General features: G+C 62.1%; 24 protein-coding genes. 14 read left to right on the top strand and 10 right to left on the bottom strand.

Translation table 11 applies throughout. The features are described 5' to 3' along the window. Positions 1–180 precede the first annotated feature (180 nt). Positions 181–1,368: a nitric oxide synthase oxygenase gene (locus AC2ETI_RS16225; protein ID WP_020906627.1), complete on the top strand. Its 1,188-nt coding sequence runs from the start codon at positions 181–183 to the stop codon at positions 1,366–1,368. A 6-nt stretch (positions 1,369–1,374) separates the two neighbouring features. Here AC2ETI_RS16225 and AC2ETI_RS16220 read toward each other — a convergent pair whose 3' ends face one another. Together AC2ETI_RS16220 and AC2ETI_RS16215 are read right to left on the bottom strand one after the other, a co-directional pair. Then, positions 1,375–2,760, bottom strand: a complete 1,386-nt coding sequence (locus AC2ETI_RS16220) for a CitMHS family transporter (protein ID WP_003944372.1) — start codon at positions 2,758–2,760, stop codon at positions 1,375–1,377. Positions 2,761–2,853: 93 nt separating this feature from the next. After that, on the bottom strand, positions 2,854–3,861 hold the full coding sequence (locus AC2ETI_RS16215; protein ID WP_483634126.1) for a Bug family tripartite tricarboxylate transporter substrate binding protein: 1,008 nt from the start codon (positions 3,859–3,861) through the stop codon (positions 2,854–2,856). 201 nt (positions 3,862–4,062) lie between these two features. Here AC2ETI_RS16215 and AC2ETI_RS16210 point away from each other — a divergent pair, with 201 nt between their 5' ends. After that, the gene (locus AC2ETI_RS16210) at positions 4,063–5,715 is read left to right on the top strand and encodes a sensor histidine kinase (protein ID WP_483634125.1); all 1,653 of its coding nucleotides are present in this window, start codon (positions 4,063–4,065) and stop codon (positions 5,713–5,715) included. After that, positions 5,712–6,395: a response regulator gene (locus AC2ETI_RS16205; protein WP_020906624.1), complete on the top strand. Its 684-nt coding sequence runs from the start codon at positions 5,712–5,714 to the stop codon at positions 6,393–6,395. Before AC2ETI_RS16210 ends, AC2ETI_RS16205 begins: the two co-directional genes overlap by 4 nt. Positions 6,396–6,419: 24 nt before the next feature. On the opposite strand, the gene AC2ETI_RS16200 is transcribed toward AC2ETI_RS16205, so the two are convergent. Next, positions 6,420–7,994, bottom strand: coding sequence for an AMP-binding protein (locus AC2ETI_RS16200; RefSeq protein WP_151531070.1), 1,575 nt, complete (start codon positions 7,992–7,994; stop codon positions 6,420–6,422). A 222-nt stretch (positions 7,995–8,216) separates the two neighbouring features. Here AC2ETI_RS16200 and AC2ETI_RS16195 point away from each other — a divergent pair, with 222 nt between their 5' ends. From AC2ETI_RS16195 to AC2ETI_RS16175, 5 genes are all read left to right on the top strand, one after another. After that, the gene (locus tag AC2ETI_RS16195; RefSeq protein WP_021334254.1) at positions 8,217–8,762 is read left to right on the top strand and encodes a hypothetical protein; all 546 of its coding nucleotides are present in this window, start codon (positions 8,217–8,219) and stop codon (positions 8,760–8,762) included. A gap of 126 nt (positions 8,763–8,888) precedes the next feature. Next, a complete protein-coding gene (locus AC2ETI_RS16190; RefSeq protein WP_020906621.1) occupies positions 8,889–10,085 on the top strand; it encodes a 3-ketosteroid-9-alpha-monooxygenase, oxygenase component in 1,197 nt (398 codons plus the stop codon). Between the two features lie 51 nt (positions 10,086–10,136). After that, on the top strand, positions 10,137–11,318 hold the full coding sequence (locus tag AC2ETI_RS16185; RefSeq protein ID WP_182261674.1) for an acyl-CoA dehydrogenase family protein: 1,182 nt from the start codon (positions 10,137–10,139) through the stop codon (positions 11,316–11,318). Positions 11,319–11,357: 39 nt separating this feature from the next. After that, a complete protein-coding gene (gene bphC / locus AC2ETI_RS16180; protein ID WP_020968791.1) occupies positions 11,358–12,269 on the top strand; it encodes a biphenyl-2,3-diol 1,2-dioxygenase in 912 nt (303 codons plus the stop codon). Between the two features lie 210 nt (positions 12,270–12,479). Continuing rightward, entirely contained in the window at positions 12,480–13,262 is a 783-nt protein-coding gene (locus tag AC2ETI_RS16175; protein ID WP_020968790.1) for an IclR family transcriptional regulator, read from the top strand. A gap of 1 nt (position 13,263) precedes the next feature. Here the strand turns inward: AC2ETI_RS16175 and AC2ETI_RS16170 are convergent, their stop codons facing one another. After that, a complete protein-coding gene (locus AC2ETI_RS16170) occupies positions 13,264–13,965 on the bottom strand; it encodes a PadR family transcriptional regulator (RefSeq protein ID WP_020968789.1) in 702 nt (233 codons plus the stop codon). Positions 13,966–14,203: 238 nt separating this feature from the next. Between AC2ETI_RS16170 and AC2ETI_RS16165 the strand changes: the two genes are divergently transcribed. From AC2ETI_RS16165 to AC2ETI_RS16155, 3 genes are all read left to right on the top strand, one after another. Beyond that, positions 14,204–14,704, top strand: coding sequence for a flavin reductase family protein (locus AC2ETI_RS16165; RefSeq protein ID WP_020906617.1), 501 nt, complete (start codon positions 14,204–14,206; stop codon positions 14,702–14,704). Between the two features lie 115 nt (positions 14,705–14,819). Continuing rightward, positions 14,820–15,206: a nuclear transport factor 2 family protein gene (locus tag AC2ETI_RS16160; protein WP_020906616.1), complete on the top strand. Its 387-nt coding sequence runs from the start codon at positions 14,820–14,822 to the stop codon at positions 15,204–15,206. Next, positions 15,206–15,451 carry a hypothetical protein gene (locus tag AC2ETI_RS16155; protein ID WP_020906615.1) on the top strand — a complete coding sequence of 82 codons (246 nt, stop codon included), beginning with the start codon at positions 15,206–15,208 and terminating at the stop codon, positions 15,449–15,451. The genes AC2ETI_RS16160 and AC2ETI_RS16155 overlap by 1 nt, the downstream gene beginning before the upstream one ends. On the opposite strand, the gene AC2ETI_RS16150 is transcribed toward AC2ETI_RS16155, so the two are convergent. Next, positions 15,424–15,909, bottom strand: coding sequence for a flavodoxin family protein (locus AC2ETI_RS16150; RefSeq protein ID WP_020906614.1), 486 nt, complete (start codon positions 15,907–15,909; stop codon positions 15,424–15,426). The two genes, AC2ETI_RS16155 and AC2ETI_RS16150, sit on opposite strands and share 28 nt — an antisense overlap. Beyond that, positions 15,906–16,106: a hypothetical protein gene (locus AC2ETI_RS16145; RefSeq protein ID WP_483634124.1), complete on the bottom strand. Its 201-nt coding sequence runs from the start codon at positions 16,104–16,106 to the stop codon at positions 15,906–15,908. Before AC2ETI_RS16145 ends, AC2ETI_RS16150 begins: the two co-directional genes overlap by 4 nt. Before the next feature lie 92 nt (positions 16,107–16,198). Here AC2ETI_RS16145 and AC2ETI_RS16140 point away from each other — a divergent pair, with 92 nt between their 5' ends. The 3 genes from AC2ETI_RS16140 to AC2ETI_RS16130 all read left to right on the top strand — a co-directional run bounded on the left by AC2ETI_RS16140 (position 16,199) and on the right by AC2ETI_RS16130 (position 19,088). After that, positions 16,199–16,633 carry a nucleotidyltransferase domain-containing protein gene (locus AC2ETI_RS16140; protein ID WP_084325722.1) on the top strand — a complete coding sequence of 145 codons (435 nt, stop codon included), beginning with the start codon at positions 16,199–16,201 and terminating at the stop codon, positions 16,631–16,633. Next, positions 16,630–17,241: a uridine kinase gene (locus tag AC2ETI_RS16135; protein ID WP_483634123.1), complete on the top strand. Its 612-nt coding sequence runs from the start codon at positions 16,630–16,632 to the stop codon at positions 17,239–17,241. The genes AC2ETI_RS16140 and AC2ETI_RS16135 overlap by 4 nt, the downstream gene beginning before the upstream one ends. Positions 17,242–17,645: 404 nt before the next feature. Further along, complete coding sequence (locus AC2ETI_RS16130) at positions 17,646–19,088, top strand: FAD-dependent oxidoreductase (protein WP_046378130.1); 1,443 nt, start codon at positions 17,646–17,648, stop codon at positions 19,086–19,088. Between the two features lies 1 nt (position 19,089). On the opposite strand, the gene AC2ETI_RS16125 is transcribed toward AC2ETI_RS16130, so the two are convergent. From AC2ETI_RS16125 to AC2ETI_RS16110, 4 genes are all read right to left on the bottom strand, one after another. Continuing rightward, positions 19,090–19,392 carry a hypothetical protein gene (locus AC2ETI_RS16125; RefSeq protein WP_020906608.1) on the bottom strand — a complete coding sequence of 101 codons (303 nt, stop codon included), beginning with the start codon at positions 19,390–19,392 and terminating at the stop codon, positions 19,090–19,092. Between the two features lie 82 nt (positions 19,393–19,474). Further along, entirely contained in the window at positions 19,475–20,305 is an 831-nt protein-coding gene (locus AC2ETI_RS16120; RefSeq protein ID WP_020968781.1) for a mycofactocin-coupled SDR family oxidoreductase, read from the bottom strand. Between the two features lie 4 nt (positions 20,306–20,309). After that, complete coding sequence (locus AC2ETI_RS16115) at positions 20,310–21,107, bottom strand: mycofactocin-coupled SDR family oxidoreductase (RefSeq protein WP_483634122.1); 798 nt, start codon at positions 21,105–21,107, stop codon at positions 20,310–20,312. Then, positions 21,104–22,729, bottom strand: coding sequence for a flavin-containing monooxygenase (locus AC2ETI_RS16110; protein WP_483634121.1), 1,626 nt, complete (start codon positions 22,727–22,729; stop codon positions 21,104–21,106). Before AC2ETI_RS16110 ends, AC2ETI_RS16115 begins: the two co-directional genes overlap by 4 nt. Between the last annotated feature and the right edge of the window lie 34 nt (positions 22,730–22,763).

Here is a 22,763-nt window from a genome sequence, read left to right as displayed (position 1 = left end):
GCTTATGTCACAAATGTCTGACTCGTAAATCATTCTGGACAAGTGTCACAATGCGACCCCATTTCGCGGTGTGACCGTCCCTTTCTTATTCTTGCGTGCAAGATAAACAAGAGCTTCGACACTCTCAATCGCCGAGCTAACGTTCAGCGAAATCTCAACCAGCCAAACAGGAGTCGTGCCGTGGATTTTGTTCGACAGGACGAATTGCCCACCGATAGCGGGCTTACGTCCCAGATCGCCTCCACCACCCCGACGCTGACCGAGCTTCAACGTCGGGAACTCGAGTGCGTCGAATTTTTCGACTCTCCGGAACTGGGCCACCTCCCGACGTCTCGGCGGCGCGAGGCCTTGCGTGAGCTCCACCGGACCGGTACCTACACGCACACAGCGGAGGAATTGCTCGTCGGCGCCAAACTCGCCTGGCGAAACCACGCCAGGTGCGTCGGTCGCGCGCATTGGCGGACCCTCAAACTCATCGACGCGCGCGACGCCGTCACGGCTTCCGCTCTCGCAGAAGCGTGCTGGGAGCACCTGCGACTGTCGACCAACGGCGGCGCTCTGCAGTCCGTCGTGACGGTCGGGCCGCTTCCCCGCGAGGACGGCCAGGAGTACCGCATCCTCAGCCCGCAACTGATCCGCTACGCCGGCTACCGGCAACCGGACGGCACCATCCTGGGCGACCCGTGGCACGTCGATCTCACCGCTCAGGTCACCGCGATGGGATGGAAGGGCGCCGGCACGGCGTTCGACGTTCTCCCCGTGCTGATTTCGGTTCCCGACGAACCCCTGCAGTACTTCGACGTCCCGACCGACCTCGTTCTCGAGGTCGAGATCGAGCATCCCGAATACAGCTGGTTCGCTGATCTGGGGCTTAAATGGCATGCCGTTCCCGCGGTCTCGGACATGAACCTCGACATCGGTGGAATCGTTTATCCCTGCACACCGTTCAGCGGTTGGTACGTCAGCACCGAGGTCGGTGCACGCAACTTCAGCGACACCGATCGCTACAACATGTTGCCGACCATCGGGGCGATGATGGAGCTCGACATGAGCCACGACCGCACGCTCTGGAAGGACCGTGCACTGGTCGAACTGAACCGTGCAGTTATCCACAGCTACCGCAAGGCCGGCGTCATCATGGTCGACCATCACACTGTCGCAAAGCAATTCATCGATCACATCGCGCGTGAGGACAAGGCCGGGCGCAAGTGCCCGACCGACTGGTCATGGGTGAACCCGCCCATGTCCAGCTCGCTCACGCCGACGTTCCACCGCCTGTACGACGAGCCCGATCTCGACATCCGGCCCAACTTCGTGACCAAAAAGAAGAAGGGCACCGACCAAGGCCGGTGCCCCTTCCACAACTGATCGCACTCAGAAGGGGATCTGCCCCAATCCGACACCGACCACGAGCATCGTGATCGAGATCAGGCCTGCTCGCCACAGGACCTTCTTGTGGTGATCCGCCAGAGAAACACCGGCGAGCGTGACCAGCAGCAGGATCGCCGGGACCAGCGGACTCTGCATGTGCACGGCCTGCCCGGTGATCGAAGCGCGCGCCATCTCCACCGGCTCGATGCCGTACTGGGCTGCCGTCTCGGACAGCACCGGCAGCACACCGAAGTAGAACGCGTCGTTGGTCATGAAGAACGTGAGCGGAATGCTCAGGACGCCCGTGATGACGGCCAGATGCGGGCCCATCGCGTCGGGAATGACCTGGAGCAGCCACTCTGCCATCGCCTCGACCATGCCGGTTCCCTGGAAAACGCCGGTCAGCACCGCTGCTGCCAGGACCATCGCGACAACGGAGACGATGCTCGACGAATGGCGTGCGATTGCTTCGCCCTGATCCTTGACCGCCGGGAAGTTGACCGCGAGAGCGATCGACGACGCAATCATGAACAGCACCGGGATGGGCAGGATGTCCATCACGAGCACGACGAGAAGGATCGTCGTCAGCGCGGCGTTGAACCAGAGCAACTTCGGTCGCAAGGTGTCCCGCTTGGGGTCGAGGCCGTCGATGAATCGTCCGGTGTCGCCGCCGTCGTCTTCGGAGTCGTTCGAGCCGCCGGTGCCGGCGCTACCGGTGCTGGAACTTCCACCGTTTCCGACCTTTTCGAGGATGCGCTCAGAAGTCAGGACCAAAGTCCCGATCCTGCGACGCTCCATGATCCCGAGGTGAATCGCGAATCCGAGCACCATGATCAGGCCGACGATCAACGACGGCACCATCGGGACGAACACGTCGGAGGGCGAGAGTCCCAGCGCGCTAGCCGCCCGCACGGTCGGGCCACCCCACGGAATGATGTTCATCGTCGCGTTGGACAAGCCGGCGATCACCGTCAGTACAACGGGACTGACACCGAGTTTGAGGTAGAGCGGCAGCAGCGCGGAGGTCACGATGATGAAGGTCGTCGAACCGTCTCCGTCCAGCGAAACCACCATCGCGAGCACCGCGGTGCCGACCACGAGCCGCATCGGATCGTCTCGCACCATCCGCAAGATGAGTTTGACCAGCGGATCGAAGAGGCCGACGTCGATCATGATTCCGAAGAAGATGATCGCGAAGAACAACAGCGCCGCGGTGGGTGCGAGCGACTTGATGCCGTCGGTGATCATGTCGCCGATGCCGAGGCCCGCTCCGGCGAGTAGTCCGAAGGCCACCGGCACCAGGGTCAGTCCCACCACCGGGGTCGCGCGTTTGGTGAGGATCAGGAACATGAACACCGCAACCATGAGGAAGCCGAGTGTGACGAGCATGATGAACTCCTTTTGTGCTGAGTTGCCGAGAAAAACGGCACGGCAAATCGAGCCGGTGGCCTTCGTGGAGATGAAACGAAACTTCGGTTGTGCTCAGTTGGTGCCGGGCGGATCGAGTGTCGCGTCGACGAACCGGGATTGTTCGGCGAGGAAGGCAGAGAACTCGGGTTCGGTGAGAACTGCGCTGTTCCAACCATTTCGGTCGGACAGCTCGTTCCACCGTGGACTTGCCGCCAGATCCCGCACTAAATTCTGTAAATGCTGACGCTGGTCGTCACTCAATCCGGGGGGCGCCATGAGACCCCGCCAGTTGGTGAACGTGACGTCGACGCCCGACTCCGCCATGGTCGGTGCATCCACCGCCGGAGTGCGCTCCGGCGAACTGACCGCAAGGACCCGAACCGTGCCTGCCGCAATCTGATCCAGGTACTCACCGATACCGGTGGCGGCGACGTCGACCTGCCTGGTCAGCAGCGCAGGAAGCAGTTCTCCGCCGCCGTCGTAGATTCGGTAAGGGGACAGCGACGGATCGACGCCGACCGCCCGTGCGAACAGAAGGCGGAACAGCCCGTCCGGTCCGCCTTCACTCGAACCACCACCGATCGAGATCGACCACGGATCCGCCACCCAGGACTGCGTCAGATCTGCCAGAGTTTTGTAAGGCGAATCTGCTGGGACCAGTACAGCTTCCGGCTCTTCGACCAGTCTCGCGATCGGTGTCACGTCGGAAAGGGTGTGCTCGGACGGCAGTATCTCGAGCGACCCGAGAACGCCGAGTCCCATGACCATGAGTAGATCGGGATTTCCGCGTTCGAGAGCCAACCGGTTGAGTCCGACGATGCCACCCGATCCGGGCAGAACAACGACGTCGGCGTCGACGGTCCCTTCGTCGGCCAGTGCCTGCACCATGGTCCGGGCGGTCAGGTCGTAACCACCACCGGCCACCGAGGGCACCAGTACACGCAGTTCTTCGGAAGTCTCACCCGCTCGACCACCTGCGAAGAAGGACTCGACCGGAGTGCATCCGGTCGAGAGCACGAGAGCCATCGCGCAAGCACCGAGCAGGGCGATATGCCTGCTCAGTCGCTTCGATGTCCTCATGGCCTTGTCCTTGTCTGCTGGCTGTCTGCTGGCTGTCTGCTGGCTGTCTGCTGGCTGTCTGCTGGTACCGCTGTGTGAACAGGTTTCATACTGACGCACTTTGTGACTGGGGTCACCATTGGGAAAGCAAATTGATTTGTGCTCATTGTGCTCACGAACAACTGCTTTCCCGGCATCGAACCGAAGGCTAGGGTCTGGCTGGTGTCCTCAGGAAACGAGCAGGCCGAGCGAGAGCGCAAGTCGCCTCTGCGTGAGCGCCTGTTTCGGCGCCGGCACACTCTGGCGACCCAACTTCTCGAACTGCAACTTCTGATCGTCGTCGCAGTTCTCGTCTGTGTCACCGCCCTCTCCCTCGCTCAGTCGTCTGCGAGTTTCCAACGCGAGGAGGGACGTCGCGCACTCTCGGCAGCGGAATCACTAGCAGCCAATCCAGCGGTACGTGAACTACTCCCCCAGGCACAGACTCGTCTCCGCTCCGGACTACAAGGTTCGGTCGACTCGGTGCGCGCCATCTCGGGCGTCACCTACGTCTCGCTTGCCGACGCCGACGGCAGTGTCGTCATTTCGACGCGTCCCGGTGATGTCGGCGTCGACGCACGTCAGACACAGGATCGGTCATGGACGGGTTTGGTCGACACGTCCTCCGGCAAGGCAGTGGAAGCGCACGTTCCGATTCTCGGCAGCGAAGGAGGGATCACCGGAACCGCGATCGTCGGCATCGAGTACCCCTCGATCTGGACGCGGCTGCTGCAGTCTGCACCGAACCTCCTGGTATACCTCGCGGTGGCCTCGCTTCTCGGGGGCGTCGGTTCGATCCTGTTGGCCCGCAGGGTCAAACGGCAGACTCTCGGCATGGAGGCTCGCGAGATCCTGGACCTGGTTCGCCAACGTGAGGCGATGCTGCGTGGCCTCAAGGAAGGTGTCATCGCATTCGACGCGCAGAGAAAGGTGGTGCTGATGAGCGACAGTGCCCACCAACTCCTCGATATCCCACGCGGGAGTGCCGGTAGATCTGTGCGGGACCTCGGTCTCGACGACCGACTCCAGAGTGTACTGACCTCCGGCACAACCGAATCCGATCAGTTGGTTCTTGTCGGAGATCGACTACTCGTCCTCAACACCGTCTTGATCGAATCGAAAGGCCGCACCATCGGGTCGGTCACCACCTTCCGCGACCGCACCGAATTGCGCTCCGTGGAAGAAGAACTCGACGTGACCAAAACCAGCACGGACGCGCTACGCGCCCACATCCACGAGTTCGACAATCAGTTGCACACCATTTCCGGCCTCATCCAGCTCGGCGAGTACGACGAGGTGGTCGGCTACGTCGAGGGCCTGACCATGGAGCGCGCACAGGTCAGTGCAGCCGTGACCGACAAGATCGCCGACGTCGGCACTGCCGCACTCGTGATCGCCAAGATAGGTGCCGCTGCACAGGGATTGGTCACCGTGGAACTGACATCGGACACGCACCTGGACTCGGTTGATCGCCGACTCGGCCGAGACCTCGTGACGGTGGTCGGAAACCTCGTCGACAATGCCGTCGACGCTGTCGGTGAGATGCCGGAAGCGTCGCGCCGCAAGGTTCGATTGTCGATTCGGGGCCGTGGCACCGCCGTCGAAGTACGGGTCGAGGACGCCGGCCCCGGTATCGCGCCGGAGAATCGCGACAGGGTTTTCGGCCAGGGCTGGAGCACCAAGGGACAATCGAGCGACGGACACGGTTTCGGCTTGGCACTGGTACGCCTGACGTGTCGTCGACGCGGTGGCGACGTCACCGTGAGTAGTCGTTCGACAGAAGGCATCGAATGGACTGTCTTCACCGCAGTCCTACACGACGGAGAGGGCGCATGATCCGGGTACTGGTGGTCGACGACGACTTCATGGTGGCGAAGGTGCACAGCGGATTCGTCTCGCGGATAGACGGTTTCGAAGTGTGTGGCGTCGCCCATTCGGCCGAGGCCGCGCTGGCCGCAGTCGGTGAGTTCCAACCCGACCTGGTGCTTCTCGACGTCCACCTGCCTGGCACCACCGGACTCGATCTGATCGCCCCGTTTCGCGAGCTGGCACCGGAGCTGGATGTTCTTGTCATCACGAGTGAGCGCGAGGCCGGCTCGGTCAAGAAGGCGCTGCGCAGCGGCGTCGTGCATTACCTGATGAAGCCATTCACGTTCGAGGTTCTCCGTGAGCGTCTCGAGCGTTACCGATCGACATACGCGAATCTCGACAGCTCCGGCGAAGCAGAACAGACAGCAGTGGACGAGGCCTTCGGTGTTGCAGGTGGCGCACCAGGGGCGTCGTCCCACAAAGGTTTACCCAAGGGACTCAGTCCCGAGACTCTTCTGTTGGTCGAGACAGCTCTGCGAGACGACACCGAACCCGCCTCGGCAACAGACATTTCCGAGAGAGTCGGTATCTCGCGCGCGAGCGCGAGGCGCTACCTCGAGTACCTCTACGAGTCCGGGCGGTCCACCACCTCGCTGAAATACGGAGTGGTGGGCCGCCCGGAGCGTCGTTACGTCTGGAAACGCTGACCCTTCGCTACACGACGCTGGTTCCTAGACTGCGCGGGCGCTGGTCTCCCAGTACCGCGCGCGCAGTGCCTTCTTGTCCAGCTTGCCCAACGGCGTCAACGGGAGTGAATCCACGAAGTCGATGCTCTTGGGAGCGTGAACCGAACCCTTGGCTGCCTTCACCTTGTCGACCAGTTCCTCGGTGTCCACGGTCAGTCCGGCACGAAGCACCACGCAGGCCTTGACGGCTTCGCCCCACTTGTCGTCCGGCACACCGACTACCGCCACCGATGCGACGGACGGGTGCGCCGAGATCACGTCTTCGATCTCGCGCGGGAACACGTTGAAACCACCCGTCACGATCATGTCCTTCTTGCGATCGACGATGGACATGAACCCGTCCTTGTCCTTACGTGCGATGTCGCCGGTGTGCAGCCAACCCCCACGGAACGCCTCGGCGGTTTCGGCCGGCTTCTTCCAGTAGCCCTTCATGATCAGCGGGCCCCGCACGCAGATCTCACCGAGCTCTCCCTGCGGCACCTCGTTGAGGTCGTCGTCGAGCAACCGGACGTCGAGCCATGGCACCGGCCGCCCACAGGTCGCGAGGCGGGCCGGATCGTCGGCGAGGTGTTCTTCCTTGCGCAGCACCGAGATTGTCATGCCGCACTCGGTCTGACCGTAGAACTGGAAGAAGATCTGGCCGAACTTCTTGATGCCCTCTTGCAATCTGGCCGGGGACATCGCGGACGCTCCGTAGAACAGCGTTTGCAGACTCGATACGTCACGCTTGGGCAGATCGGGGTGGTCCATGAGCATGTAGATCATGGTGGGCACCAACATGGTTGCCGTGATCTTGTGCTTCTCGATCGCCTCGAGCACGGCCCCCGGTTCGAAGGCGGGCAGGACGATCAGAGCGCCGCCACGCAGCAAAGTCGGGATGAAGAACGCCGCACCTGCATGTGAGAGTGGCGTGCAGATGAGAAAGCGGTTGTCCTCGGGCCACTGCCACTCCGACATCTGGATCTGATTGAGCGCTGCACCCGAACGGAACGATCCCACAACACCTTTGGGCTTGCCGGTCGTTCCACCGGTGTAGACCATGCTGCTGGCGTCTTCGGCATCGACGTGCGCTGCCTTCAGCGGCGCAGGCTCGAATGTGGCAGCCAGCGCGAGGATGTCGATCCCCACTTCGGACGGACCCATCGAGAGCACGTTGGTCAGCGAAGGCGACGACGCCTTCAACTCGGCGGCACGCTCTTCGAAGGCATTGGGATCGAAGATGAGGGTCTCGATCTCGGCGTCGTCGACGATGTACTTGTGGTCGTCGAGCGATCCCATCGGGTTCAGGGCGCTCGCCCGGCAGCCGGTGATCATGGTCGCGCCCATGCTGATCAGCACCTCGGGGCGGTTCTTCGACAGCATTGCGGTGCTGGTGCCCTGACTGATTCCCAGCGACGCGAGAGCCTGGGCGAAGCAGCTGATCTGATCGCGCATCTGCCCTCCGGTGAGGATCACGTCTCCGAGGTACAGCGCAGGCTTGTCGTGATTGCGTTCCAGAGCGGTGATGAGCAGGTCCGGACCGTATACCGGTCGGTGCAGGTCAGCGAACTCGTCTGTCATCTGGTCTTCCTTCTGCTCGGCGCGTGCAGTCATCGAGATGTGCTCCCGGTCACGGATACGATATCCAGAATTGCACAAAACTGGAACAGGTTCCACCTCTTCGATCGAATCCGAGAATGCTCCCGATCAGCGGGAAGCCTGTCGTCACCCACGAGAGCGGTGGTTAGCGTCGATGTACCCACCGAGACGACAGCGTCTCGGTCGCGTCCAACGGAGAGTGTCATGACTACCAACCTCGGTACCGCCCACTTCACGGCATCTGCTCCCCGTACTGCCACCACGCTCCTCTCGGATTTCGACTCGCTGTACGGCACCGTGCGCTCGGCACCCGACGGGTCCGTCGTCGAACAGGACGTCGTGTTCTTCGGGCGCCCTGATCCGGGCGCACTGCTCACCGGATCCGTGAGGCCGCTGGGCTCGACTCTCGAGCGGATCACCGAATACCACGACCAGACCGGGCATCTGGTTGCCGAGGTCTTCGTCCGGGAAGCCCCGACAGCGGGCACCGGAACCGATTCCGTTGCTGCCCTTGCCGATTTCGCCGCTCGTCGTTACGGTTCGGCGTCGCTACGACGGTTCCGCGGACGTTGCACCGCAACTTCCGCGGGAGCAGATCTGAACTGCTCCGTGACGGTGCTCGCTACGTACGAGAAGGACCACGAGAGCGTCGCCGACGTAGCTCTGGTCGCCACCGATCCCACCGGGGTCGTCACCGCTCGGGCTTGGGCGACTTACGCGATCGACGATGTGGCGACACTCGCGAGCTGAATCTCTGCAGGTCACCGAGCGGGTGTTCCATCCAGCGGGAACTGCCGTATCTCCAGAGGACGCTTCGTCGTTGTATGAGACGGATCACATCACTGGAGCGTCGCAAGACGCGGCTCGGAGGAAGACATGGCACTCGGAACCGGCCCACTCACCACTACGGACGCCTCGACGCAGTCGGGCGCCGGCGAGGAAATTCGAGAAATCGAAGCGGCAGCGCCCCCGGCGCGGTTCGCGCGTGGATGGCACTGCCTCGGACTGAGCAATACCTATCGCGACGGTCAGCCCCACCAGATCGAGGCATTCGGCACCAGCCTTGTCGTCTTCGCCGACAGCAAGGGCGACATCAAGATTCTCGACGCCTACTGCCGCCACATGGGTGGCAACCTCGCTCACGGAACCGTCAAGGGCGATTCGATCGCCTGCCCGTTCCACGATTGGCGTTGGGGCGGTAACGGAAAATGTACGGCGATCCCCTACGCACGACGCGTTCCGCCGCTGGCCAAGACGCGGGCGTGGACCACACTCGAGAAGAACGGTCAGCTGTTCGTCTGGCACGATCCCCAGGGAAATCCCCCGCCCGCCGAGGTCACAATTCCCGACATCGAGGGCTTCGGAAGCGATGAGTGGAGCGACTGGAGCTGGAACACGCTCACCATCGAAGGCTCTCATTGCCGCGAGATCGTGGACAACGTCGTGGACATGGCCCACTTCTTCTACGTTCACTACTCGTTCCCCAAGTACTTCAAGAACATCTTCGAAGGTCACGTAGCGAGCCAGTACATGGAATCGGTGGGACGCGAGGACATCATCAGCGGCACCAACTACGGCGATCCCAACGCTGTTCTTCGTTCGGATGCTTCGTATTTCGGTCCGTCGTACATGATCGACTGGATCAAGAGCGAAGCCAACGGGCAGATCATCGAAACTGTATTGATCAACTGCCACTACCCCATCTCGAACAATGCCTTCGTGTTGCAGTACGGCGCGATGGTCAAGAAGCTTCCCGGTATGGACGACGAGTCCACTGCCGCGATGGCCGCGCAGTTCACCGAGGGCGTCGAGATGGGATTCCTTCAGGACGTGGAGATCTGGAAGAACAAGGCCCCGATCGACAACCCGCTGCTCTCGGAGGAGGACGGCCCGGTTTACCAGTTGCGGCGCTGGTACAACCAGTTCTACACCGATGTCGAGAACGTCACGGAAGACATGACGAAGCGCTTCGAATTCGAGATCGACACTACCCGCGCAGTGGAGAGCTGGAAGCGGGAAGTCGCCGAAAACGTTGCCGCACGTGACGCCCAGGCGCTCGAGACAACCTCCTGATTCGCAGTCGAAAACACTGCTGAGACAACCTGACTGAACGCAAGGAACAACATGACGTACGAAGTGCTCGAACAGATCAACGCGATGGCCGACGACATCTTCGCCGAAGGCATCGAGGCCGAGCAGATCGGCCGGGTGGCCGACGACACCGCCAAGAAGATGAAGGCAATCGGTTCCATCCGCATGCTCCAGCCCAAGGAACACGGCGGAATGGAGGCGCATCCTCGCGAGTTCGCCGAGACCGTGATGCGCATGGCTTCGCTCAATCCCTCGGCCGGCTGGGTACACGGGATCGTCGGAGTTCACCCGTGGCAGCTCGCGTTCGCCGATCCCAAGGTGCAGCAGGAGATCTGGGGATCGGATCCCGACACCTGGATGGCATCGCCGTACATGCCCGGCGGAATGTGTATCCCCACCGACGGCGGCTACAAGTTCTCCGGCCGCTGGCAGTTCTCTTCCGGCACCGACCATTGCGACTGGGCTTTCCTCGGTGCGATGGCGTGCGACAAGGACGGCAACATGGAGATGCCGCCGCGCATGCTCCATGTGATCATTCCGCGCACCGACTACGAAATCATCGAAGACTCGTGGGATGTCATGGGACTTCGCGGCACCGGCTCCAAGGACCTCGTGGTCAAGGATGCGTACGTCCCCGATTACCGCGTCATGGACTGCGACGAGGTCATCGACGGAACGGCGGTGCGCAAGTACGGGCGCACCGAGACGCTGTACCTGATGCCGTGGTCGAACATGTTCCCCCTCGGTATCACCGCCGCCACCATCGGCATCTGCGAGGGAATGCTCTTCCACGCCAACGAGTACCAGGCCGATCGCATCAACGCACAGGGCACGGCGGTCAAGGACGACCCGTACACCTTGTTCGCCATCGGTCAGGCAACTGCCGACATCCGGGCAGCCCGCGACACCCTGCTGGCCAACGTCGACCGCATGTGGGATCGAGTGGATGCCGGCAAGGAAGTCACCTTCGAGCAGCGCGCCGAGGGACGTCAGACTCAGGTGCAGGCAGCGTGGCGCGCAATCAACGCGATCGATCAGGTCTACCCGCGCTGCGGCGGCAACGCACTGCGGATGGACAAGCCGCTTCAGCGATTCTGGCGCGACGCCCACGCGGGACAGCACCACGCAATTCACGTGCCGGGCACTGTATTCCACGCCGCCTCGCTGAGCCGTCTCGGCGCAGATCCGCAGGGTCCGCTGCGGGCGATGATCTGATCAGACTTCGACACAAGAAATCGACAGGAACAGAACACGATGACACACACTGACATCAAGGGACTTGGCTACGTCAAGATCTCGACCAACGACATGGCACGTTGGCGCACTTTCGCTTTCGATGTTCTCGGATTCGCCAAGGGCAGTGGGCCGGACGAGAACGCTCTCTACCTACGACTCGACGAGCGTGCTGCTCGCATCGTCGTCGTCGAGGGTGAGCGCGACGAGATCGTCAACATCGGTTGGGAGGTCGCCGATCACGCCGCACTGCGCCGCGTTCAGGAGTCCCTCGAAAAGAACGGCACCGAGGTGGAGCAGCTTTCGCTCGCCGAAGCGGATGCTCGACGGGTCGAAGAGGTCATCGCCTTCACCGATCCCGGTGGAGCAGCCATCGAGGTCTTCCACGGCGCGATCCTCGACCACAGCCCCGTGGTGACGCCCTTCGGCGCTCGATTCGTCACCGGCGCACAGGGTCTCGGCCACGTCGTGCTCCCGGTGATGGACAGTGCTGCGAGCTTCGACTTCTACACCGAGGTGCTCGGCTTCTACCCGCGCGGCGCCTTCCGCCTGCCGGCCCCGCCCGAATTCGGGCCGCTGCGAATCCGTTTCATGGGCGTCAACGAGCGTCACCACAGCTTGGCCCTGTGCCCGGCACCGCACGGCGGCGCACCCGGCCTGATTCACATCATGGTCGAGGTCGACACCCTCGACGCTGTCGGCCAGGCTCTCGACCGAGTGATGAAGGACGGATTCTCCGTGTCGTCGACCTTGGGTCGCCACACCAACGACAAGATGATCTCCTTCTACGTCCGCGCACCCGGCGGCTGGGACATCGAGTTCGGCACCGAGGGCGCGAAGGTGGATCAGGACTCGTACTCCTCCGAGGAGATCACCGCTGACAGCTACTGGGGCCACGACTGGTCCGGAAGCGAACCGCTGGCAGCTATGTAGTACCTGCCGGTGACGATGTAGTACCCGCCGGTAGTAAACAGACGAAGGGGCTTGCGCGAGCATTCGCGCAAGCCCCTTCGTCGTTTCCACCGTGACGCGCCCGAAAACAGACCGGTGATCCACTTCACAAATCCGGAACTCTATGACACTATTTCTAATTGAAATAGCCAGTTCACTGGTTGTGGAGCTCTAAGAGAAGTGAGGTACACGATGACACTGCAGGCTGTGGATGCTTTAGGCGCCGATTCGGCCCCGACAGCAATTCTCGATCGCGTCTCGCTGGTTCTCGACGCCTTCGACGGTCCCGGCAGGTTGACGCTCGCTCAGGTCGTTCGGAGCACGGGCCTGCCACGCTCGTCTGCCCACCGCATGCTCGAACGTCTCGTCTCGATGCGTTGGCTGCGCCGCGACGGCCGCGACTACGAACTCGGTATGCGCCTCGTCGAACTGGGATCGCTCGCGGTTCATCAAGACCGCCTCCACGCTGCAGCCATGCCGCTCCTCCACGAGCTCTACCGCGTCACCGGCTTCGTGGTTCACCTCGGCATCCTCGACGGGCCCGATGTGGTCTACATGGAGAAGATCGGCGGACGCCTCGCTGCCGCGGTGCCGACGCGTGTGGGTGGTCGACGCCGGGCCGAGACCACCGCGATCGGTCAGGCACTGCTTGCATTCGGTTCGCCGAAGTCCTCGGGCTACGCACTGCCCCACCTCGCCAGGATTCGCGAATCAGGGGTGGCATTCGAAACCGGAAACGGCCTACCGGGATTCAGCTGTCTTGCGGCACCGATCGGCCCCATCGGCCGCGCTGTTGCCGCGGTATCCATCTGCGCGCCGTCGAAGGCTCTCCGACTCGACCACGTCAGCGCAGCGCCGGTTCGGATGGCGGCCGCTGCCATTTGGCGCGGCATCGACGGCGGATCGCTGAGCGTCACTCCGACGTTGCAGCGTCGTCACCTGTTGCGCAACATGCCGACCGCAGCCGGGGCCTGACTCAGATATTCGAGCCGTTGCCGGTGAGCCCGGCTTGCTCGAGTGCCAACACGTATTCCTCGACGTTCTTCCATCTGCCGGGCGTCGAGGGCAACGGCGATCCCAGTCGGTCGTGCTCGGCGACGTTCGCGAACTCGGCGGATGCACGGTCGATGTCTTCGAGTAGTTCGCGAGCAAGGTCGATCTCGGCTCGGAAGTACCGTTCCGACCAGCGCAGTGTCATGACCGGGAACGACCAGGCCGGCTCGTTCTCGGCATGATCTGCGTGAAGTTTCGCGCGTCGAATTTGCTCTTCGACGTTGGCGATATGGGCTTCGACCAGTGCCTTCAGTCGCTCGGGTTCGTTGAGGTGTCCCATCCACAGACGCAACATGACGCCGTGCTTGAGCACCGGGACTTCCACCGGCGCCTCCCGTGACCACGTCCGGACGGCGTCGGTTCCTGATTGGGTGATCGAGTAGAGGCGCTTGCCCCGCACCCCGGGCTCGGAAACGACCCGGGACTCCACGAATCCGATGCTTTCGAGCTTCTTCAGCTCTGCGTAGACCTGGCTGATGGACGGGCTCCAGTAGAAGAAGCCGACACTCCAGTCGGCCCACTTCTTCAAATCGTTTCCGGTCAGTTCCTCCCCGAACGTCAGCATCCCGAGCACTGCCCAGCTGGTAGCGGGAAGTCCTCGGGACACGTCATCAGGTTCGGACATGCCCGAAGTCTAACAATCACTGGTGATTTGCTGGTTTCGTAGAATCCGAACGGACCGCTGAGCGGGATCAATTTGCCCGAGACCCCTCCACCTGACACTCGGTCGGTCCGAACCCGTGGCGAGAAGCCATTGCTGCCATTGAGTGGGACTGCCGCTGGATTACGACCGCGGCGCCACACATCGTTGCTTCTGAAGCTGTTTGCAGAGTTTTGAACAGAGATTTGAACAAGGAGACGACATGACCGTGGAAAACGCCGAGCCGCCAGTTCTGGACGGACGCACACTTCGCAACGTGATGAGCAATTTCTGCACTGGCGTCACCGTCATCACCGCTCACGATGGAGATTCACCCCTCGGCTTCACCTGCCAGTCTCTGGTCTCGGTATCGCTCGATCCCCCGTTGCTTTCGTTCTGCCCGGCGAAGACGTCGACAAGTTGGCCGAAGCTTCGCGAATCCGGAACTCTCTGCATCAATGTTCTCGCCCACGATCAGCAGGACATGTGTTCGGCGTTCGCTCGCGGCGGGACCGACAAGTTCCTCGGCGTCGAGTGGGACGCGGCCGGCAACGGTGCTCCGGCGCTCAGCGGCGCACTCGCTCGCATCGAGGCCACCGTCGAGCAGGAGCACGACGCCGGTGATCACACCATCGTCGTCGCACGCATCACCGATCTGAACGTGCTGCGCCACGACGGTCCGCTTCTGTTCTACCGCGGCGGCTTCGGACGCTTCGACGCCTGAATTTCTTGCGGGCCGTCCCGCTGCGTGGGAGATTGCGACGCCGAATCGAGACGGCACCGATAGCGTCCGAAGTAGTTGTCAGACCCTGAACTTCTCGACTGATCGGACTAACTCGATGACCACTCTCGAACCAGACACCACGGCCGCGATCACGGCGACGGTTACCACCTACCTCGACGCCGTGGCTCGCGGATCGTCAGCGGACATCGCCGCCCTCTACGCCGAGAACGCGACACTCGAAGACCCGGTCGGCAGCGAACCCCGTGTCGGCAAAGCTGCGATCACCGAGTTCTACGGCGCTCTCGAGGGCGGTTCGCAAGAGACGGAGCTTCTCACCTTGCGGGTGAGCGGATCCAGCGCGGCCTTCCACTTCCGCGTCGTCACACCGGTGGGCGATCAGGTCTACGAGGTCGAACCGATCGACGTCATGACTTTCGACGCGGACGCCAAGATCACGAGCATGCGCGCGTTCTGGTCACCGGCCGATCTGATTGCACGCTGATGCGTCAGGTCAGCTGTCGGAACTGCGGAAACCGCGTTCTGGTCGAGAAATACAGCGAAGCGCACACCAGCGTTCAATGGCTCGAAGAGTCGCAAGTGGTGTGCCCGGAACTGGGGCGTGAGAACGGTCGAGCCAACGCTCAGCGGACGTGTGGCGCTCTGCGTCAGACGATCAACGACCTTGCCGACGCCGGTGAGCTGGAGATGAGCCTGCGCAGCTACCCGGTGCCGGGCAAGCTGTCCTGAACGCTACCGCGTAGGACTTCGGCGAACGTGCGCGCCGATTCCAAGTCGTCGGCGTTCGGCCGCCCCTTCCGGATACCTCCGAACGGCTTGAACGGAAAATACGTATCCCACGCGCGGGACGAGAAGGCTGCGACCACATCGAAGCCCTTCTGCTCGAGCAGCTGAACCAGTGGACGCGAGAAGCGATGAATCCCCTTGTCGGGAAAACCACTGGTGGCGAAGACAAAAGCCTTGGATCGCCGTTCTTCGGGGAGTGCCTCGATGAACGAGCGTAGATCTTCGTGGTACGAGCGTAGGTAGATGCCGGAGCCGAAGCCCACCAGGTCGTAGTCGGCGAGCTGCGCGGCGTCGATGTCACCGGGCTCGACCACGCGAGCATCGAGAACTTCTCCGATGACGTCGGCGATACGCTTCGTATTGCCATGGGAGACAGAGGTACACACGATGATTGCCTTCATCGACTGCCTTCTTTCGTCGCTGTGTATGGGACGCCATCTACGTTCTCGCGCAGGTAGATCCAGGTGATGAATCCCCCGCAGATTGCAAAAATCACGGCGACAACCGAATATGCGTCGAGCGGAAACCCAGTCCAGATCAAGCCTGCAACAAGGACCATCGCACCAACAGCCGGACCTGCCGATACTTCCTTGGACATACGCATCCCTCCCCTGGTTCATCACTGACAGTTCCAGGATAGAGGTACCAGCGAAGCTACGGACAGCGGTGACGGTGGGGAATGATGCCGGTATGTCAGCACGATTGAAGGGACGTAGGCGCGCGGTCAACGCTTTGCTCGTCGACGTCGAACAATGGGCCGGTGAACACGACGGAGTCAAGGCTGTAGCGCTGGTCGGGTCCTACGCGCGCGGCGCGGAGCGTATGGCGAGTGATCTTGATCTGATGATCCTGGCCGACGACGCGAACGCGCTCGCAAATGAAGACTGGTTCGTGCGGCTCCGCCCCGACGCGCGATTCATCGGAGCCGCAAACTGGGGGCCAGTTCGAGAACGACGCTTCCGCCTACGGTCCGGCCTCCTCGTCGAGCTGAATTTCGCGAGCGAGAGCTGGGCGGACGTTCCGCTCGACGCGGGCACTCGACGTGTTCTCGAAGACGGACACCGAATCCTGTACGACACGGGGCCTCTTCGTGTCGCTGCGAGTGCAGTAGGAATTGATCGATGAGCACTGCGTCGGTCTTCGAAACCTTAGCCGCCGAAATATCCGCGTTGCGCGGCTCGCCTCTCGTCGCGATCGACGGTGTCGATGGGATCGGCAAGACGACATTCGCGAAAAGCCTTACAGCGCAGCTGAATGCACGCACAGCCATCGTGATTCACGTCGATGCCTTTCTGAATCCGCCGGAGATTCGTCATCGTAGAGGTCGGCAATCACCGGAAGGCTTCTGGCTCGACAGCTACGACTACGACGCCCTCGAACGACATGTTCTCGATCCGTTGGGGCGGGGCGGGAGCAGAAGGTACCGACAACGGCGGGACAGCGACGCGTACCTGCATGCAGCCGATGGAGCGATAGTCCTTGTCGAAGGACTCTTCCTGCATCGAGACGAACTCGCCGAACGATGGGACTATTCGATCTTCCTCGATGTGCCCTTCGAGGAGACCGCGCGGCGAATGAACCTTCGCGACGGAACGAACGCGGATCCGGATCATCCTTCGATGAACAGATATGTGGGCGGGCAACGGCTTTACTTCGCCGCTGCAAAACCCTGGACCCGAGCCGACTGCGTCATCGACAACTCCGACCCGGGCATGCCGCGCATCCACTCCTGATATCGCGTCGAGATCGCGAGCGATACTAGTATTCCGCCATCCCTCCCGGCCTGGGAATTCTCCCGAACGGTCGCGAGAAGTCGCGTAGGGTTTCTCAATGACGTCACCAACTGCCTCCCGCATCAGAACTCTGAACTGGATCGCATTCGGGATCGGGATTCTGCTGACTGCCCTCGCAATTTACGATCTCGTTCAAGGCGAGCGTTCAACCAGTGTATGGATCGCCGTTGTGTGTTGGCCGATTGTCGCAACACTCAGTGCGGTCCAGCTATTCAAGTCGAGACCCAACAGCTGAGTACCTGATGTGCACCCACTGATCCTCAGGCGAATGTCCGGAACAGGCCTTCTCTCGCTCACCGGGAAGGCACGTATGAGGCGCCACCATCCGACCATAGCTTTGTGACATGGACAACAACGTCGATGTCATTGTCATCGGATCGGGCGCTGCCGGATCCGCCGCAGCACTCCAAGCACACGCTGACGGCGCGTCGGTGGTGATTCTGGAGAAGAGTGGACGCGATACCGCGGGCGGCAACACTCGACTGTCCGGTAGTGGATGGTTCGTCAACCAGGACCCGGCTGCCGCCCGAACCTTCCTGCGTTCGTTGAACGGATCGTTCATCGTTGCCGACGACGTCATCGACGCCTGGGCAGAGAATACGCAAGGACTGTCCGACTGGCTCCGCAGGCTGGGTGCAACTGTAGCGATGACCGGCGATTTCCATTCCACGGCGGAGTACGGCGAACTCGACGGAAGTTCTTGTTACGCAGGGATGGATACCATCGAAGGGAAGATGGGCAATGAACTTCTCTACCGCTTCCTCGTTTCCGCTCTCGCTGAACGCGGCATCACAACTCTTTTCGACACCGAAGCCACCAGACTCTTGACGGATGAATCCGGAGCGGTGACCGGAGTCGAGATCCGTTCGGGTGAACAAACTTCGCAGATCCATGCGCGCCGAGGTGTCATCCTTGCCACCGGAGGTTTCGAAGCAAATCCGGCCATGGTGCGCGATTACCTACGCCTGGAGAATCCGAAGATCTGGGGCTCACCTTCGGCAACCGGCGACGGCCACCGGATGGCACAGGCAGTGGGCGCGGATCTATGGCACATGAACAACATGATGACCATTACGGGAATCCCCGGCGACCTCGAAAATCCGACTGGATTCTTCCTCGCACTGTGGAACGCGCACAACTATGTGTTCCTCAGCCGGGAAGGTCGACGCTTCACCGACGAGTCAGCCGAAATGCGGCACGGTCATGTGTTCAGAGAGGGTTCCTACCAACACTTTCCGGTGCAACCGATGAACATTGTGTTCGACGAGACGATGAGGTTGGCTGGGCAGCTGAGCCCCGGTCGCGACGCACTGCCCGTCGGACACATGGTCCTCGACGAAGGGTACGAGTGGAGTTCGGACAATCAAGCCGAGATCGACAAGGGTTGGATCGTCAAAGCGGACACGCTTGCCGAACTCGCCGGGAAGCTCGGCTTGGACCCCGCCGTCGTGGAAACAAGTGTGCACCGCTACAACGAGGCGTGCGCGGACGGCGTAGACCATTCCTTCGGCCGCAACCCGGAAACTTTGGCCCCGGTGGCAACCGCTCCGTTCTACGCCGTCTCCGGGCCACCGCTGCTGGGATGGAGTAGCGGTGGGCCGCGCCGCGACGGTCATTCCCGCGTCCTCGACACCGCCGGTAGCCCGATTCCGGGGCTGTATGCGGCGGGCGCAGTGAGTTCCACCTACAGCGCGGCGAAGGACGGTGGATTCCATATTGCCGACGCCTTCGCGTTCGGTCGTGTTGCCGGCGCCCATGCTGCCGCGCGCGCGACAGCGGGCGACTGAGTCACGTACGAGCGGCCTTGACCTCGTCGAAGAACGCGACGACGGCGGCTTCGTTCTCCGGCGGAACGGTGAGCGATGCCCGTGGACCCGCTACCGCGATGGAGTCGTCGGCGAGCCGGTTTCCAATGGTGAGCTTCAATCCCGATTTCGACGGTTTCGCCTTCACCGCAATGTGTTCGACATGCCAGCGAGCCACTTCGCTCGTGCTCGCGGCGGTGCGGTCGAAGACCTCCACCGTGCGGTGGTCGAGGACCATGACGATGTTGGTCCCGACGGTGACTTCCAGATAGCGTCGTTCCGCCACGGTGTGCGCCTTTCGGTTAGGTGAAACCGACGCTACACACCGTGGCGGAACCCAGCGCGACAAACCTCAGCTATTCAAAACTTCAGCGGGACGAACTCCCCGCATCCACCGGCAGGGCGACCGACGTGATGTAGCGGGCCTCGTCGGAGGACAGGAACAGTGCCGCATTCGCTACGTCCACCGGTTCGATCCACGGAATGGCAAGCATGTTCATCGTCATCGCGGCCGCAGCGAATTCCTCGCGCGTCGGGTTCTCGAGATCGGGGCGGAACTTGCCGCGCACCAACGGGTTCTGAATCATCAGAGTGTCGACGTTGGTGGGATGAACGGTGTTGACCCGCACGTTGTGCGGCGCCAATTCCTTTGCCAGCGAACGCATCAGACCAACGACTCCATGCTTGGCTGCGGTGTAGTGCGCAACTCCGACCAGCCCCCGCAGTCCGGCGATGGAACTGGTGAGTGTCATCGATCCCCCACCTCGCGCGATCAAGTGCGGCGCCGCAACCGTCGTGGTGTGCCACACCCCGGTCAGGTTCACGTCCAGCATGGTCTGCCACATCGTTTCCGACATCGTCAGAGCCCCGTCGGAAGACGTGATACCAGCTGTAGCGCACACGATGTCGAGTCCGCCGAGCGCTTCGACCCCCGAGTCCACCGCGCTGCGTAGTGCCTCGAGATCCCGAACGTCCACTACCGCAGATTCGACCTTTCGCCCCAGTGCCTCGATCTGGGCTACCGTCTCGGCGAGATCGGATTCCGACGCGGGCGGGGTGACTGTCGTTTCCACCGACGCGCACACGTCGATCGCGATGATGTCCGCACCCTCTTCGGCGAATCGCACGGCCTGAGCCCTGCCGATTCCTCGTGCCGCACCCGTGATCAGCGCGATCTTGCCTTCCAATCGAGAAGTCATCAATTCACACTTTCTGGGTCAGGCCGGCGTCGACCACCAACTGACAGCCGGTCATGTAGCGGGACTCCACGGATGCGAGAAACAGGACGGCATTGCTGACATCCACCGGATCGACCCAGGGAACAGGCAGCAGGTTGCGTGCGCTCAGTACTGCAGCGGCGTCTGCTTCCGTGGGATTCTCGATGTCCGGGCACAGGTTCGCGAACACTCGCTCGTTGATGATCATCGGGGTACGTACCGAACCCGGATGCACGGAGTTGACGCGAATACCCTCCGCGCCCAACTCGTTGGCCAGCGTTCTGGCCAGGCCCACCACGGCGTGCTTGGCGGCGCTGTAATGACTCGCTCCGGCAATACCTTTGATTCCCGCTGTCGAGCTGACCAGAACGACGGATCCACCGTCGCCGAAGTGCGGAACACAGGCCTTGACGGTGTGCCACGCCCCGGTCAGATTGACGTCGAGCGAGCGGTTCCACACTGCAGGATCGACGGTCCACGACGGTCCCGGCGTGTCGTACACGCCTGCATTCGCGACCACGACGTCCAACCCGCCGAGTCCGGCGACACAATCGGCGACTACCGCGGCGAGATCTTCGAAGTCACGAATGTCCGCGACGCCGGTGACCGCCACGCCTCCACGCTCGCGTACCGCCTGGGCGGTCTCCTCCAGCTCGGACTTTGCCTGCACGACATCCAACGCGATCACGGACGCGCCTTCGTCGGCGAGACGCTCGCAGTGTGAGCGGCCCATCCCGCCGGCCGCACCTGTCACCAGTACACGAAGACCCTCGAGGCGACTCATGCGTGCACCGCACTGTTCAGTTCGAAGCCTCGGTATCCCGCTGCTGCCACGTCTGCACAGATGTCGGAGTAGACACCGAATCCTCCGATGAATGGCATGAATATCCTCGGCTTTCCCGGAATGTTGGCTCCCATGTACCAGGAGTTCGCGGATGGAAACAGCGTCGCCGACGCCCGGCATGAGCATTCGTCGAGCCAGTTGTCCACGGCTTCGGCACTCGGTTCGATGGTGTCGATGCCCGCCGAATCGAGGTGGTTGATCGCGCCCGCGATCCAGTCCACGTGCTGCTCGGCAGCGAGAATCATGTTGGACAGCACACTCGGGCTACCCGGCCCGGTGACGATGAACAGGTTGGGGAACCCGTGTACTCCGAGGCCTAGATACGTCCTTGGACCCGCATGCCAGTTCTCGCGCAACGTCTCGCCATTGCGGCCGCGGATGTCGATGCGATCGAGCGCTCCCGTCATCGCGTCGAACCCGGTGGCAAACACCAGCGCATCCAGTTCGTAGTGCGCATCGGCCGTCTTGATTCCAGCCTCGTCGATCGCCTCGATCGGTGCGGACTTGAGATCTACCAGGCTGACGTTGTCACGGTTGTAGCTCTGGTAGTAGTTCGTGTCCGTGACAATCCGCTTGGTTCCGATGGGGTGGTCGTTCGGAATGAGCAGGTCGGCGATCGCCTGATCCTGGACTTCCGAGCGAATCTTGCGTTCGGCAAACGCTGCCGCTGTCCCGTTGGCCTCGATGTTGCTCGTCTGGTCTGCGAAGGTCTTGGCGAACAGGACACCGCCGAGCTTCCACCGCTCCTCGTATGCCGCGTTTCTCTCGGCCTCCGAGACCTCGAGGGCGCTGCGAGGATCCGAAACGAACGGCGATCCACCGCCACTGCGCTTGGACAGCGCTCGACGCTCTGCGTAGCCGGCCTTGATCTCGGCGCGGCGCTTGTCATCGAGAGGCGTGTTTCCTGCCGGCACACTGTAATTCGCGGACCGCTGGAACACGTAGAGATGATCGGCCTGCTCGGCGATCAACGGAACGGACTGGATGCCCGAGGATCCGGTGCCGATCACACCGACGCGTTTGCCGGTGAAGTCGACGCCCTCGTGCGGCCAGAAACCGGTGTGGAACACATCGCCACCGAAGGTCTCACGGCCCGCAATGTTCGGAACGTTTGCGGTCGAGAGGCTGCCCGTGGCGCACACGACGAAGCGTGAGGTGACGTCGTGACCGCCGTCGGTCTGTACTCGCCACGTGGCAGTACCCTCGTCGAACTGTGCGCTCAGAACGCGTGTGTCGAAGGTGAAGCCACTGCGAAGGTCGAAGCGATCAGCCACGTGATCGAGGTACGAGAGGATCTCCGGTTGCGCGGCGTACTTCTCGCTCCAGTCCCAATCCTGTTGCAGCTCTTCGGAGAACGAGTAGGAGTAGTCGAAACTCTCGACGTCACAGCGTGCGCCGGGGTAGCGGTTGAAATACCACGTGCCGCCCACTCCGGAGCCCGCCTCGAAGCCGTGGACACGCAGCCCCTGCTCGCGAAGTCGGTGCATGGCGTACATGCCAGCGACGCCGGCGCCGATGACTACGACGTCGAGTGGTGCGGTGGAGAAGTCAGGATCGGTCATGGTGGTCACGCTACGAGTGGACTGGTTGGTAGAG

This window comes from Rhodococcus sp. MurmanLake-1 (assembly GCF_056945715.1).
The sequence above is the reverse complement of the archived record's forward strand: the minus strand, read 5'-3'. Positions and strand labels throughout refer to the sequence as shown.

Coding starts and splice junctions, on each gene's coding strand:
- AC2ETI_RS16220 (WP_003944372.1), bottom strand. CDS start 2,760: ATGCTCGTCACACTCGGCTTCCTCATGGTTGCGGTGTTCATGTTCCTG.
- AC2ETI_RS16215 (WP_483634126.1), bottom strand. CDS start 3,861: ATGAGGACATCGAAGCGACTGAGCAGGCATATCGCCCTGCTCGGTGCT.
- AC2ETI_RS16205 (WP_020906624.1), top strand. CDS start 5,712: ATGATCCGGGTACTGGTGGTCGACGACGACTTCATGGTGGCGAAGGTG.
- AC2ETI_RS16200 (WP_151531070.1), bottom strand. CDS start 7,994: ATGACAGACGAGTTCGCTGACCTGCACCGACCGGTATACGGTCCGGAC.
- AC2ETI_RS16195 (WP_021334254.1), top strand. CDS start 8,217: ATGACTACCAACCTCGGTACCGCCCACTTCACGGCATCTGCTCCCCGT.
- AC2ETI_RS16190 (WP_020906621.1), top strand. CDS start 8,889: ATGGCACTCGGAACCGGCCCACTCACCACTACGGACGCCTCGACGCAG.
- AC2ETI_RS16185 (WP_182261674.1), top strand. CDS start 10,137: ATGACGTACGAAGTGCTCGAACAGATCAACGCGATGGCCGACGACATC.
- bphC (WP_020968791.1), top strand. CDS start 11,358: ATGACACACACTGACATCAAGGGACTTGGCTACGTCAAGATCTCGACC.
- AC2ETI_RS16175 (WP_020968790.1), top strand. CDS start 12,480: ATGACACTGCAGGCTGTGGATGCTTTAGGCGCCGATTCGGCCCCGACA.
- AC2ETI_RS16170 (WP_020968789.1), bottom strand. CDS start 13,965: ATGTCCGAACCTGATGACGTGTCCCGAGGACTTCCCGCTACCAGCTGG.
- AC2ETI_RS16165 (WP_020906617.1), top strand. CDS start 14,204: ATGACCGTGGAAAACGCCGAGCCGCCAGTTCTGGACGGACGCACACTT.
- AC2ETI_RS16160 (WP_020906616.1), top strand. CDS start 14,820: ATGACCACTCTCGAACCAGACACCACGGCCGCGATCACGGCGACGGTT.
- AC2ETI_RS16155 (WP_020906615.1), top strand. CDS start 15,206: ATGCGTCAGGTCAGCTGTCGGAACTGCGGAAACCGCGTTCTGGTCGAG.
- AC2ETI_RS16150 (WP_020906614.1), bottom strand. CDS start 15,909: ATGAAGGCAATCATCGTGTGTACCTCTGTCTCCCATGGCAATACGAAG.
- AC2ETI_RS16145 (WP_483634124.1), bottom strand. CDS start 16,106: ATGTCCAAGGAAGTATCGGCAGGTCCGGCTGTTGGTGCGATGGTCCTT.
- AC2ETI_RS16140 (WP_084325722.1), top strand. CDS start 16,199: ATGTCAGCACGATTGAAGGGACGTAGGCGCGCGGTCAACGCTTTGCTC.
- AC2ETI_RS16135 (WP_483634123.1), top strand. CDS start 16,630: ATGAGCACTGCGTCGGTCTTCGAAACCTTAGCCGCCGAAATATCCGCG.
- AC2ETI_RS16130 (WP_046378130.1), top strand. CDS start 17,646: ATGGACAACAACGTCGATGTCATTGTCATCGGATCGGGCGCTGCCGGA.
- AC2ETI_RS16120 (WP_020968781.1), bottom strand. CDS start 20,305: ATGACTTCTCGATTGGAAGGCAAGATCGCGCTGATCACGGGTGCGGCA.
- AC2ETI_RS16115 (WP_483634122.1), bottom strand. CDS start 21,107: ATGAGTCGCCTCGAGGGTCTTCGTGTACTGGTGACAGGTGCGGCCGGC.
- AC2ETI_RS16110 (WP_483634121.1), bottom strand. CDS start 22,729: ATGACCGATCCTGACTTCTCCACCGCACCACTCGACGTCGTAGTCATC.